This window comes from Ruegeria sp. CDSA241 (assembly GCF_059611265.1).
In genome coordinates, this window is record NZ_JBXWPF010000019.1 from 20082 (window position 1) to 34139 (window position 14058).

Below are 14058 nucleotides of genomic sequence, written 5' to 3' on the forward strand. Positions count from 1 at the left end.
AACTTTTCAGGGGCGGTCAGATTTCCTCGACCGACATCACGCCGTCCAGCGACTTGATCGCCCCTTTGATCTGCGGGTTGATCGGGAATTCCTGGCCAAGGTCCATCTCGACATCTCCCGGCAGGCCAGGATCAAGCAGGCACAGATGGATAGGCCCTTTCGCAGCCCCCTTGGCTGCGCCAGCGGCATCTTCCAGAACTTTGGCAACTGTGGGCAGAACCTGCGACTGATCAACAAAAATGCGCAGCCCGGTCGCCCCTGCCTCGGCCACGACCGCATCTACCCGCCCGACGGACCGGCCTAGCAGTTTGAGTTGATCGGCCTCCATCGTTGCTTCGGCGGTCAGCACCACCTGTGCACCGGTTTCCAGAAACTCACGGGATTTCTCCAGCGTTTCGGAAAACAGTGTGACCTCATAGGCACCTGTAGGGTCAGAAAGTTGGGCAAAGGCAAACCGGTTTCCGCGCGCAGATTTCCGTTCCTGCCGCCCAGCCACTACACCGGCCATCTTGGCGATCAGCGGACCCGAGCGTGCCTTTTCCATCACCTCATCCAGTGTCAGTACCTGCTTGCGTTTTAGGGCAGGCATATAATCATCCAGCGGGTGGCCGGACAGGTAAAATCCGATGGCCTTGAACTCTTCGCTCAAACGCTCGGCAGGCAACCAGTCCGGCGTCGGCGAAAGGCGTGGCTCGGGCAGGTCGTCGCCCGCCTCGCCGAACAGCGATACCTGGTTCGAGTTCTTCTGATCGTGGATCGCAGCTGAATATTGCACCAGCGGATCAAGGCTTTCGAAGACGCGGCGGCGGTTCTTGTCGAGTTCATCAAACGCGCCAGCACGCGCCAGCATTTCCAAGGGCCGCTTGCCGACCTTCTTCAGATCAACGCGGCGGGCAAAGTCGAAGAGGTTGACGAACGGTTTGCCTGCACGTCCTTCTACTACCAAATTCATCGCCTCAACGCCGACGTTTTTCAACGCGCCCAGCGCGTAAACCAGATGCTGATCCACCACGTCAAACGTGGATTGCGAGCGGTTCACGCAGGGCGGTATGTAAGGCAGTTCCAACCCTTTGCGGACTTCCTCGAAGTAAACCGCCAGCTTGTCAGTCAGATGGATATCGCAGTTCATGACCCCGGCCATGAACTCGACCGGGTGGTTCGCCTTCAACCAGCCGGTCTGATAGCTGACCACGGCATAGGCGGCAGCGTGGGATTTGTTGAAGCCATAGTTGGCGAATTTATCCAACAGGTTCCAGACCTCGGTCGCCTTAGCCTCGTCCACGTCATTCTCAGCAGCGCCTTTGAGGAACTTAGGCCGCTCTGCGTCCATCGCCTCCTGAATTTTCTTACCCATCGCGCGGCGCAGCAAATCCGCTCCGCCAAGGCTATAGCCCGCCATTTCCTGAGCGATCTGCATAACCTGTTCCTGGTAGACGATAATGCCTTGGGTTTCGTCAAGGATATGGTCGATGGAAGGGTGCAGCGTGTCCCGTTCGCTCAGCTTGTTCTTGACCTCGCAGAACTTGGGGATGTTCTCCATCGGGCCCGGACGGTATAGCGCGACGAGGGCGATGATATCCTCGATACAATCCGGTTTCATCCGCTTGAGCGCATCCATCATGCCCGAGGATTCCACCTGGAACACCGCTACGGTCTTGGCCGCTGAGTAGAGTTTGTAAGTCGCTTCATCATCCAGCGGGATGGCGTTAATCTGGTTCGCCGCCCCCTCGGCGGCTTCGTACAGCTCGGTTCCGTCAGCAGCGATGTGCAGGTCGCGCCCGGATTTGAAGATCAGATCCATCGCATTCTGGATCACGGTCAGTGTCTTCAGACCCAGAAAGTCGAACTTGACCAGCCCGGCCTGTTCTACCCATTTCATGTTGAACTGGGTCGCAGGCATGTCGGAACGCGGATCCTGATACAGCGGCACCAGCGCATCCAGCGGACGGTCGCCAATCACCACACCAGCCGCGTGGGTCGACGCGTTTCGCAACAGCCCCTCGACCTGCTGGCCATAAGTCAGCAGACGGTCCACAACCTCTTCATTACGCGCCTCTTCACGCAGACGCGGTTCGTCTTTAAGCGCCTTTTCAATCGAGACGGGTTTCACCCCTTCGACCGGGATCATCTTGGACAGGCGATCCACCTGCCCGTATGGCATCTGCAAAACCCGCCCGATGTCACGCACGGCGGCCTTCGACAGCAGCGCGCCAAAAGTTATGATCTGCCCAACCTTGTCGCGCCCATATTTCTGCTGCACGTAGCGGATCACCTCTTCGCGGCGGTCCATGCAGAAGTCGATATCGAAGTCAGGCATCGATACCCGTTCAGGGTTCAGGAAACGTTCGAACAGCAGCGAATAACGCAACGGATCAAGGTCGGTGATCGTCAGCGCATAGGCCACCAGCGACCCCGCGCCCGAGCCCCGCCCCGGCCCAACCGGGATGTCCTGATCCTTTGACCATTGGATGAAATCGGCAACGATCAGGAAATAACCGGGAAACCCCATGCCCTCGATGATGTCCAGTTCGAAATCCAGCCGCTTCTGATACTCTTCAGGGGTTACCGCATGCGGGATCACGGCCAGACGTTTCTGCAGACCTTCATTGGCGATGCGGCGCAGCTCGGCCACCTCGTCATCGGCGAATTTCGGCAGGATCGGATCGCGGCGATAGGCCATGAACGCACAGCGCCTGGCGATCTCGACCGTGTTTTCGATTGCTTCGGGCAGATCGGCGAACAGGGTCGCCATTTCCTGCTGCGACTTGAAATAATGCTGTGCGGTCAGACGGCGGCGGCCATCCTGCTGATCGACATAAGCGCCCTCGGCAATACAGATCAACGCATCATGCGCTTCGTACATGTCCGTGGTCGGGAAGTAGACATCGTTGGTAGCCACCAGCGGAAGGTTCTTGGCATAGGCCATTTCAACATGGCCGCGCTCGGTCAGACGTTCGGCCTCGGGCTGACCACCCTCGCCTGGATGGCGCTGTAATTCGACATACAGACGATCCGGGAACATGGTTGCAAGGCGATCCACCAAGACCTCGGCCGCTGGGCGCTGCCCTTGCTGCAACAAGCGACCCACCGGTCCGTCGGGGCCGCCAGACAGGCAGATCAGACCATCCGAGCGCTCTGTCAGTTCATCCAATGTCACCTGCGGCAACTGCCCGCCCTTGTCCACATACAGGCAAGAGCTGAGCTTCATTAGGTTTTCATACCCGACCTCTGACTGCGCCAGCAGCACCAGCGGCGCGGGGGCTTTCGCTTTCTCGCCCGGTTGCGCCTGCAGGTAGGTCAGGTCGACCTGGCACCCCATGATCGGCTGAACACCCGCCCCGCTGGCGGTGACCGAAAACTCCAGCGCAGAGAACATGCTGTTGGTGTCCGTGACGGCGACGGCGGGCATCTCAAGCTTTTCACACAGACCAGGCAGCTTTTTCAGCCGCACGGCGCCTTCCAGCAGGGAATATTCGGTGTGAACGCGGAGGTGGATGAATCGTGGAGTGCTGCTCATGCCGCCCACGCTATCGCAGCCAGTGATGGTACAAAAGCCTGAACCTTAGGTTCGGATTGCCAAAAAAACAGGCGCTGATTGTTCGGGAAATCCATAAGGTGCTTCGGACTCTGAGGGTGAAACATGCTACAAAACCTTTTATTTTCAATGTGATGAACATCGAAACCACATGAAACACAAGGATCGGACCAATGAAATGATACATCAGAAGCGCGGTTTTTCTTGCCAGATTGGCTGCGCTGTTTCTAACATCTAGTGGCAAGCTATCCGCCCGCACTCTTTCTACGTCGCATCGAAGGAGAGCATTCAGAGGCGCAATTCGGTAACGCGACGGGTTTCACGAATGGATATCACGTTTCTTCTGAACGGAGAGACAGTGGAGTTGGCGAATGTCGATCCGACAGTCACCTTGTTGGATTGGCTGCGCGAGGATCGCTCTCTGACCGGCACCAAAGAAGGCTGCAACGAAGGTGATTGCGGTGCCTGCACTGTCATGGTGACGGATCAGGGAGGAGCCAAAGCTCTGAACTCCTGCATTCTGTTCCTGCCTCAGCTCCACGGCAAAGCGGTGCGCACCGTCGAAGGCGCCAGCAGCCCGGACGGGAAGGCCCACCCGGTACAGCAGGCAATGGTTGATCTGCACGGGTCGCAATGTGGCTTTTGCACCCCCGGCTTTGTAATGTCGATGGTGGCCGGGCATGCGAATGGTGCAACCGATCACGACACACAGCTGGCCGGGAACCTGTGCCGATGCACGGGCTATGCGCCGATTATCCGTGCCGCCAAAGCCGTCGAAAAGCACCCTGTTCCCGTCTGGGTCAAGGACAAGCCTGACGCAGCACCCGCCGCGTCTCCTATGCTGCCGCGGTCCTCGGACGAGCTTGCCGCCATTTATGCCGAACACCCAGAGGCCACCCTGGTCGCTGGCGCGACCGATGTAGGCCTTTGGGTCACCAAACAGTTGCGCAACCTGAAAACAGTAATCTTCATGAACGGTTGCGATGATCTGAAACAGATCACGGTTACTGACAATGAAATTCGCCTTGGTGCCATGGTCGATATGAACCGCATGGGCGAAGCGCTGGGGGATCTGCACCCCTCTTATGCTGAAATGATCCGCCGCTATGCCAGCGTACAGGTGCGGCACGCCGCAACCGTAGGCGGTAATATCGCCAATGGGTCACCAATCGGTGACAACCCGCCTGCACTGATTGCCCTGGGCGCCAGCCTGCACCTGCGCAAAGGCGACACAAGGCGAACGCTGCCCTTGGAAAAGTTCTTCATCGACTATGGAAAACAGGATCGCGTACCCGGAGAATTCGTCGAAGCCGTAAGCTTCCCGCGCCAGGCGGATCGGTTGAAATGCTACAAGCTCAGCAAACGGTTTGATCAGGATATTTCGGCCGTTTGTGGGTGTTTCAACATTACCGTTGCAGAAGGTACCGTCACTCAGGCGCGCATCGCATTTGGCGGCATGGCGGGCGTTCCGAAACGCGCCACTCAAGTCGAAGCTTCGTTGACCGGCAAGCCATGGACGGCTGCTACCGTTCAATCCGCTCTGACGATGTTTGCCGAGGATTACGCGCCAATGTCAGATATGCGCGCCTCGGCTCATTACCGCCTTGAGACGGCGAAAGCGATGCTGGAGCGTTATTTCCTTGAAGATCAGGGCCAGGCAACCAATGTGCTGGAGGTGTCGGCATGAGCGTGACAAAACCACTGCCTCATGACGCCGCGCCGCTGCATGTCTCCGGTTCGGCCCGCTATGTGGACGATATCCCAACACCAAAAGGCACGTTGCATCTGGCCTTTGGTCTCAGCCCCATCGCCAAGGGCACAATCGCCGCGATTGACCTGTCTGCAGTCAAGGCCGCCGACGGTGTCGTCATGGTGATGACCGCCGAAGACCTGCCCTTTGCGAATGATGTCTCACCGTCCATTCACGATGAACCTTTGTTGTCGGACGGCTCTGTCCACTATATCGGGCAGCCCGTATTTCTGGTTGTCGCCACCAGCCATCTGGCCGCGCGCAAAGCTGCACGACTGGGCAAGATCGACTATGCTGAAGAAACGCCAATTCTGACGATTGAAGAGGCGCTGGCCGCCGACAGTCGGTTCGAGGACGGCCCGCGCATCTACACCAAAGGTGATGCAGACGCCGCCATCGCAGGCGCGGCGCATGTGATCGAAGGCAGTTTTGAGCTTGGCGGGCAAGAGCATTTCTATCTGGAAGGTCAAGCCGCACTGGCGGTGCCGAATGAGGGTGCTGATATGCTGGTCCATAGCTCGACCCAGCACCCGACTGAGATTCAGCACAAAGTGGCAGAGGCTCTGGGTGTTCCCATGCATGCTGTGCGCGTTGAAACCCGGCGCATGGGCGGCGGGTTCGGGGGCAAGGAAAGCCAGGGCAACGCTCTGGCTGTTTCCTGCGCAGTGGCTGCGCGGGCAACCGGCACAGCCTGCAAGATGCGCTATGACCGCGATGACGACATGATCATCACCGGTAAGCGGCATGCCTTTCGCATTTGCTATAGGGCCGGGTTCGATCAGGACGGGCATATTCAGGGGGTATCCTTTCTGCACCACGCCATATGCGGATGGGCACAAGACCTGTCGCTGCCCGTCGCGGACCGGGCGATGCTGCATTCCGACAATGCGTATCTGCTGCCCAATGCGCGGATCGAAAGTCACCGGCTGAAAACCAACACCCAATCTGCCACCGCCTATCGGGGGTTTGGAGGCCCTCAGGGTATGGTTGGAATCGAACGCGTCATGGACCACGCCGCGCATGAGTTGGGTCTGGACCCGGTCGAGCTGCGCCGCAGGAACTATTACGCTGCCCCGGCGGGTACCGATGACCATGCCCCTGATCGCAGTGGCGGCGATACGCCAAACACCACCCCTTATGGCATGGAAGTCGAAGATTTCGAACTTCACGGCATGACCGAAGCCTTGTTGAATTCCAGCGACTATGCCGCGCGCAAGGCAGCAATTCAGAAATGGAATGCCGAGAACAGCGTGATCAAAAAGGGCATCGCCTTCTCTCCGGTCAAGTTCGGCATTTCCTTCACCCTGACCCATCTGAATCAGGCCGGCGCGCTGGTGCATGTGTATCAGGACGGGTCCGTGCACCTGAACCATGGCGGTACCGAGATGGGCCAGGGGCTGTTTCAAAAAGTGGCCCAGGTTGCCGCCTCACGCTTTGGTATTCCGCTAGAGATGGTGAAGATCACCGCCACAGACACGGCCAAAGTGCCGAACACCTCGGCAACGGCGGCATCCTCGGGAAGCGATCTCAACGGTATGGCGGTGAAAGCCGCCTGTGACACGATCCGCGACCGGATGGCAGAGTATCTGGCCGAGCGACATCAGGCCGACCCGTCGGCTGTCACCTTCGGGGATGGTCATGTATCGGTTGGTGAGGAACGCTATACCTTTGCCGAAGCGGCTGCGCTGACCTATCAGGGCCGCATCAGCCTTTCGGCCACCGGCTTCTATAAGACACCCAAGATCGAATGGGACCGGATCAAAGGCCAAGGTCGTCCGTTTTTCTACTTCGCCTATGGCGCCTCGATCACCGAAGTTGCCGTGGACACACTAACCGGTGAGAACCGCATCTTGCGCACGGATATCCTGCATGACGCGGGCGCGTCGCTGAACCCTGCGCTGGATATCGGTCAGGTCGAAGGTGGCTATGTGCAGGGCGCGGGTTGGTTGACGACCGAAGAACTCGTCTGGGATGGCACAGGCAATCTGCGCACCCATGCGCCATCGACCTACAAGATCCCGGCTTGTTCCGACCGCCCCGACATCTTCAACGTTGCGCTTTGGGAGGCTGAAAACCGTGAGGACACGATCTATCGCTCGAAAGCAGTAGGCGAACCTCCATTCATGCTTGGGATATCCGCCTGGCTGGCACTGTCGAATGCGGTGGCGGCCTGCGGAAACGGCTACCCCGCATTGGATGCCCCCGCCACGGCAGAAGAAGTCTGGCATGGTGTCCAAAGGATGAAGGGGGACGACTGATGGGATTTGACCTTGAGACTTTGAGGGAGGCGGTCAAAACCCATGGGCGCGTGATCCGGGTAGTCATCGCCGGGATCAAGGGCTCGTCCCCACGCGAGGTTGGTGCCGCAATGCTGGTCTGGCAGGACGGGCAATCCGGCACGATCGGTGGCGGCACACTTGAGTTTCAGGCAGCCGAAGCGGCGCGGATACAAACCGCCCAATCGCGCCTGACCCATCACGCGCTTGGCCCCGACATGGGCCAGTGCTGCGGTGGCGCTGTTTCCTTGCTAAGCGAGGTCTATGACCGCAACAACATCAACGATCTGGACGACAGCATCATCGCGCGCCCAACATCGAACCAGGACATGCCACTGTCGGTCAAACGCCTGTTGACCGAAGCCCGCGGACAGGGGATTGCACCAGAGGCACAGCTGATCGAAGGCTGGATGGTCGAGCCGGTCCACAAACCAGCGCGTGCACTGTGGGTTTGGGGCGCGGGTCACGTCGGTCGCGCCCTGGTGGATGTCCTGTCACCGCTGCCCGATCTCGCAATCACTTGGGTCGATACAGGATCCAAGCGGTTTCCAGAAACCGTACCGAACGGAGTCACCGCCGTCCCTGCCGCGAAACCAGCGGAGCTGGTTCGGCATGCGCCGCGTGATGCTGAACATCTGGTGCTGACTTATTCACACAATCTGGACTTGGAATTGTGCAACCGTCTGCTTTCGCACGATTTCCGCTTTGCGGGGCTGATCGGCTCGGCTACGAAATGGGCGCGGTTCCGGTCTCGGCTGGCAGCGCTGGGGCACTCGCCCGAGCGGATCAGCCGGATCACCTGCCCGATTGGCGACCCGGGCCTGGGCAAGCACCCGCAGATGATTGCCGTGGGCGTCGCATCACAACTGCTGCGCCCGATCGGGCAAAACAATTTGAAGAAGGATCTGAGCGCGTGACCACTCCACTGCTAAGTTTGCAAGGACTGACCAAAGCCTATCCCGGCGTCGTGGCCAATGATCAGGTGTCCTTTGACATCGGTGAGGGCGAAGTTCATGCCCTGTTGGGCGAAAACGGCGCGGGAAAATCCACGCTGGTCAAAATGATCTATGGCTTGGTGAAGCCCGACAGCGGCACCATGCTGTTGCGTGGCCAACCCTTTGCTCCGCCCGAGCCGCGCGCCGCGCGTGCTGACGGAATCGCGATGGTATTTCAGCATTTTTCGCTGTTCGACGCGCTGAACGTGGCCGAGAACATCGCATTGGGGATGGAGAACCCGCCGCCAATGGGCGACCTGGCCTCGCGCATTCGGGAAGTTTCGGAAACCTACGGCCTACCGCTGGACCCCTTTCGTACAGTCGGCGACCTGTCTGCGGGGGAACGCCAACGGGTTGAGATCATTCGCTGCCTTCTGCAGGATCCAAAGCTTTTGATCATGGACGAACCAACCAGTGTTCTGACTCCGCAAGAAGTCGATATCCTTTTCGAAACGCTGAATAAATTGCGGTCTGAAGGCACATCGATCCTGTATATCTCGCACAAGCTTGAAGAAATCCGCACCCTATGCGACCACGCTACGATCTTGCGTTTGGGCAAGAATGTGGGCGAATGCGTTCCGTCTGAAACCTCGGCCCGGGAGATGGCCGAGTTGATGGTCGGTTCAACCCTGCAAACACCTGAGCGCGGAGGCCGCGAGTTCGGCGAGGTCGCGCTGGATGTCAGCGGGCTTTCCGTGCCCTCACCGTCTGAATTCGGCACCGCGCTGAAGAATGTCCACATGACAGTTCGCAAAGGCGAAGTGCTGGGAATTGGCGGTGTTGCCGGCAACGGACAGGACGAACTGCTGGGTGTCCTGTCTGGCGAAATCCAGACAGCTGCCGATGCGATCAAGTTCGATGGCCAGCCGATTGGCAAACTGGGCCCAACCGCACGGCGCAAGCTGGGCGTACTGACCGCCCCCGAAGAGCGGTTGGGACATGCAGCCGCCCCAGACATGAGCCTGACCGAAAACGCCCTGCTGACCGGATCGGTCCGCGAAGGGTTGGAAAGCAACGGGTTCTTGAAATGGGCAGATACCAAAAGCTTTGCTGAAAAGATCATCAGCGCCTTTGATGTGCGCACGCCAGGGCCCGAGAATGCGGCCCGGTCATTGTCAGGCGGCAACCTACAGAAATTCGTGATCGGACGCGAAGTGTTGCAGAACCCCGATGTACTGGTCGTGAACCAACCCACATGGGGGGTGGACGCCGCTGCCGCTGCGTCGATCCGACAGGCCATTCTGGACCTTGCCGCCAAGGGCACGGCGGTGGTCTGCATCAGCCAGGATCTGGACGAATTGATGGAAATCTCGGACAGCTTTGCCGCCCTGAACGAAGGCAGGCTCAGCGCGCCACGCACAACCACGGGTCTGACCGTGGATGAGATCGGCCTGATGATGGGCGGTGCACATGGCATGGAGGTAGCCCATGTCTGATGCAAAACAAAATATGACGACGGGGGTGTGAGCAGATGATTGTATTGGAGAAACGGCCACAGCCGTCCAAGGCGTGGTCTTATGCGACCCCGCTTGTGGCGGTATTGGCGACGATGCTGTTTGGCGGCATATTGTTTGCCGTCCTGGGTAAAAACCCGGTTCAGGCCATCGGCACCATTTTCTGGGAGCCTCTGTTCGGTGAATTCGCCTTTTATTACCGCCCGCAGCTGCTGGTGAAGGGCGCGCCGTTGGTGCTGATTGCGATTGGCCTGTCGTTAGGCTTCCGCGCCGGTATCTGGAACATCGGCGCCGAGGGTCAGTATATCATGGGCGCCATCTTTGGTGCGGGGGCCGGGCTGGCCTTTTACCCGCTGGATGCCTGGTATGTCTTTCCGATCATGGTGATGGCAGGTGCGCTTGGCGGTTGGCTCTGGGCCTCTATTCCGGCCTTTCTGAAGGTGCGCTTTGGCACCAATGAAATTCTGGTCTCGCTGATGCTGGTATATGTGGCTGAACAGATGATGGCCTCGGTCTCGCTGGGACTACTGAAAAACCCCGAAGGGTTCGGTTTTCCGGGTTCACGCAATCTGCAATCCTATGAGAGTGCGCATAATGCCGAGCTGATCGCAGGATCGGGGATGCATTGGGGCGTTGTGACCGCACTGATAGCCGTGATCTTTTCCTATATCCTGCTGAACCGGCACATGCTGGGCTTTCACATCCGCCTGACGGGTGAGGCCCCGCGCGCAGCCAAATTCGCCGGGGTAAACCCAGCACGACTGATCCTGTTCTGTCTTGGCCTGTCAGGCGCACTGGCCGGGCTGGCGGGGATGTTCGAAGTCTCGGGCCCCTCGGGTGTTGTCAGCATCGACTTTAACGTCGGCTATGGCTTTACCGCGATCATCGTGGCCTTTCTGGGTCGACTGCATCCGGTGGGCATCCTGCTAGCCGGTGGTCTAATGGCGTTGACCTATATCGGTGGTGAAATTGCGCAGTCCCAAATGGGTCTTCCTGCCGCGGCTATTCAAGTATTCCAGGGGATGCTGCTGTTCTTCCTGCTGGCCTTCGACCTTTTGACCAACTACCGCATCCGTGCGGCCCGTAGCGAGGTGGCGTAATCATGGACCTAGGTGAGATTAATCCCGTACTTCTGGTCGCGTCACTGATGGTGGCTGCAACTCCCCTGCTTCTGGCCGCGATCGGTGAATTGGTCGTCGAAAAAGCAGGAGTTCTGAACCTTGGCGTAGAGGGCATGATGATCGTTGGCGCGATCAGCGGTTTTGCGATCTCGGTCGAGACTGGGTCGCCCTGGCTGGGCTTTGTCGCCGCGGCCATAGGCGGTGCAGTACTGTCCCTGCTGTTTGTGCTGCTGACGCAGGTGGCGCTGGCCAATCAGGTAGCCAGCGGCCTGGCGCTGACTCTGTTTGGTTTAGGGTTCAGCGCCCTGCTCGGTCAAAGCTATGTGGGGGTCAAACCCCCCAGCATGGGCGATATCCATATCCCGGTGATCAGCGATATTCCGGTGATTGGCCCGATCCTGTTTCAGCATGACCCGATCCTTTATGTCGGCATCGCTTTGACAGCGGCCGTCTGGGCTACGCTTAAATACACTCGCGTCGGACTGATCCTGCGCGCGGTAGGTGAAAACCACGATGCGGCACATGCGCTTGGCTATAAGGTGATCAAGATCCGCATCATGGCGATCCTGTTCGGCGGTGCCTGTGCCGGGCTGGGTGGGGCCTATATCAGCTTGATCCGGGTGCCACAGTGGACCGAGGGCATGACAGCCGGTGTCGGCTGGATCGCCCTGGCCTTGGTCGTCTTCGCCAGTTGGAAGCCATGGCGCGCCCTGCTGGGTGCCTATTTGTTCGGCGGTATCACCGTGTTGCAGCTGAATTTGCAGGCAGCGGGCGTTGCCATCCCGGTCGAGTATCTGGCAATGTCGCCCTACATCATCACGATCCTTGTGCTTGTGATCCTTTCCGCCGACAAAAGCAGCGCACCTGCCTCACTCGGCCGGATATTCCATGCCTCGCATTAGACGGGGACAACTGAACCAACTTGGGGAGTAACACATGAAAATTACTACATTTCTGGCAAGCGCCGCCATGGCGCTGGGTTTGGCAACTACTGCCATAGCTGAAGACAAAACCAAGGTCGGCTTTGTATTTGTCGGCCCGGTGGGCGACGGCGGCTGGACCTATGAACATAACAAGGGCCGTCTGGCGGTTGAAGAAGAGTTCGGCGACAAGGTCGAAACCGTGTTTGTTGAATCCGTGCCCGAAGGCCCGGATGCAGAGCGGGTGATGACCCAGATGGCGCTGGAAGGTGCAGACCTGATCTTTACCACCTCGTTCGGATACATGGATCCGACCATCAACGTGGCCAAGAAATTCCCGAACGTGAAGTTCGAACACGCGACCGGCTATAAAACAGCCGACAACGTTTCGGTTTATTCGGCACGTTTCTATGAAGGTCGTGCGGTACAGGGCCATATCGCGGGCAAAATGACCAAGTCGAACATTGTTGGCTATATCGGGTCCTATCCGATCCCCGAAGTGGTCCGCGGAATCAACTCGGCCTATATCCACGCCAAGAAGGTCAACCCGGATGTCGAGTTCAAGATCATCTGGGCCTACACTTGGTTCGATCCGGCGAAAGAAGCAGATGCCGCCACTGTTCTGATCGAACAGGGCGCGGACGTTATCCTGCAGCACACCGACTCGACCGCACCGCAAGCAGCTGCGCAAGAGGCGGGCAACGTCATCACTTTCGGCCAGGCCTCGGACATGAGCGAATACGCTCCGTACCCGCGCGTCTCGTCGATCATCGATGACTGGGCGCCTTACTATATTGCACGGACCCAGGCCGTCATGGATGGCACATGGGAAAGCGCCAATACATGGGATGGCATCCGCGAAGGCATGGTTGCAATCGGCGAAATCTCGGACGCGGTTCCCGCTGACGTCAAAGAAGAGGCACTGGCGCTGAAAGCGGCCATGGCCGCGGGTGAATACCACCCCTTCACCGGACCGCTGAAAAAGCAGGACGGTAGTGACTGGCTGGCCGAAGGCGAGACTGCAGACGACGGTACACTGGCCGGCATGAACTTCTATGTCGAAGGCTTGGAAGGTGAGATTCCGCAGTAAGGCGGCACAGGATAACGCAGAAAGGCCCGCCATGTGCGGGCCTTTTTGATTTTGCCACCTGTTTTATGCCACTCTTGATCTTCGATAGCCCGAAACCAGCGCCAAGCACATTGATCCGCGGCTCTACCGATCAACGAGGACCAGATGAATTCAAAACGCGAATTGCTGCAGAAACTGTTGAAAGGTATCGAAACCGGGGATGCCGATGCTGCAGCCGTCGTCAACGAAGAAAAATACATCCAGCACAATCCCCAGACCCATGAAGGCAGCGAGGGGCTGGCCACGTTGTTTGCCCGCCTGTCGAAAACAAATCCCAAGGTTAAATTTATTCGCGTTTTTGAAGATGGCGAATTCGCTTTTGCCCATAACGAATATGATTTTGCCGAAGTTAAGGCCGCGTTCGAGGTCTTTCGATTTGAAGACAGCAAAGCTGTTGAGCACTGGGATAACATTCAGCCCCTGCGCGGCCCAAACGCTTCGGGACGCGGCATGCTTGATGGGCCAACTGAAATCACGGATATTGACAGAACCGAACAGAACCGGGAATTGGTCGACAACTTCTCGCAAACGGTCCTGATAGACCGGAAAACCGAGCGGATGAAGGCGTTTGTTGATGCGAACCTGATACAACACGATCCCGATGGTGTTGACGGCATCGACGCCTATCGCATGGTGCTTGAAGCTAGATCAGACGCGGAGTTGATCGTTCAGTATCACCGCGTCCATCGTGTGCTGGCAGAAGGGAATTTCGTCCTGTGCATGAGCGAAGGTGCCAGTCACGGAAAACATACCAGCTTTTATGATCTGTTTCGGGTCGCAGACGGAGTGATCGTCGAGCAGTGGGGCACTATGGAAACCATAGCGCCCCGTAGCGAGTGGAAGAATGACAACGGCAAATTCTGATCTAAGTAAGGGCC

General features: G+C 58.2%; 9 protein-coding genes. 8 read left to right on the forward strand and 1 reads right to left on the reverse strand.

The window, feature by feature from the left end:
• Positions 1 to 16 precede the first annotated feature (16 nt).
• Positions 17 to 3517, reverse strand: coding sequence for a DNA polymerase III subunit alpha (gene dnaE, locus AC2FJV_RS16325; RefSeq protein WP_496694446.1), 3501 nt, complete (start codon positions 3515 to 3517; stop codon positions 17 to 19).
• A gap of 343 nt (positions 3518 to 3860) precedes the next feature.
• Here dnaE and xdhA point away from each other — a divergent pair, with 343 nt between their 5' ends.
• The 8 genes from xdhA (at position 3861) to AC2FJV_RS16365 (ending at position 14044) form a co-directional block, all read left to right on the forward strand.
• Positions 3861 to 5222, forward strand: a complete 1362-nt coding sequence (xdhA, locus tag AC2FJV_RS16330) for a xanthine dehydrogenase small subunit (protein ID WP_496694447.1) — start codon at positions 3861 to 3863, stop codon at positions 5220 to 5222.
• Complete coding sequence (gene xdhB / locus AC2FJV_RS16335) at positions 5219 to 7543, forward strand: xanthine dehydrogenase molybdopterin binding subunit (RefSeq protein ID WP_496714090.1); 2325 nt, start codon at positions 5219 to 5221, stop codon at positions 7541 to 7543. Before xdhA ends, xdhB begins: the two co-directional genes overlap by 4 nt.
• Complete coding sequence (xdhC, locus tag AC2FJV_RS16340) at positions 7543 to 8478, forward strand: xanthine dehydrogenase accessory protein XdhC (RefSeq protein WP_271952550.1); 936 nt, start codon at positions 7543 to 7545, stop codon at positions 8476 to 8478. Before xdhB ends, xdhC begins: the two co-directional genes overlap by 1 nt.
• Positions 8475 to 9992 (forward strand): ABC transporter ATP-binding protein, encoded by a 1518-nt coding sequence (locus AC2FJV_RS16345; protein ID WP_142638946.1) that lies wholly within the window; start codon positions 8475 to 8477, stop codon positions 9990 to 9992. Before xdhC ends, AC2FJV_RS16345 begins: the two co-directional genes overlap by 4 nt.
• Positions 9993 to 10027: 35 nt before the next feature.
• Positions 10028 to 11110, forward strand: coding sequence for an ABC transporter permease (locus tag AC2FJV_RS16350; RefSeq protein ID WP_142638948.1), 1083 nt, complete (start codon positions 10028 to 10030; stop codon positions 11108 to 11110).
• A 2-nt stretch (positions 11111 to 11112) separates the two neighbouring features.
• Entirely contained in the window at positions 11113 to 12033 is a 921-nt protein-coding gene (locus AC2FJV_RS16355) for an ABC transporter permease (RefSeq protein ID WP_142638949.1), read from the forward strand.
• 34 nt (positions 12034 to 12067) lie between these two features.
• Positions 12068 to 13141 (forward strand): BMP family ABC transporter substrate-binding protein, encoded by a 1074-nt coding sequence (locus tag AC2FJV_RS16360; RefSeq protein ID WP_281973637.1) that lies wholly within the window; start codon positions 12068 to 12070, stop codon positions 13139 to 13141.
• Between the two features lie 144 nt (positions 13142 to 13285).
• Positions 13286 to 14044, forward strand: coding sequence for a nuclear transport factor 2 family protein (locus AC2FJV_RS16365; protein WP_496714091.1), 759 nt, complete (start codon positions 13286 to 13288; stop codon positions 14042 to 14044).
• Positions 14045 to 14058 lie beyond the last annotated feature (14 nt).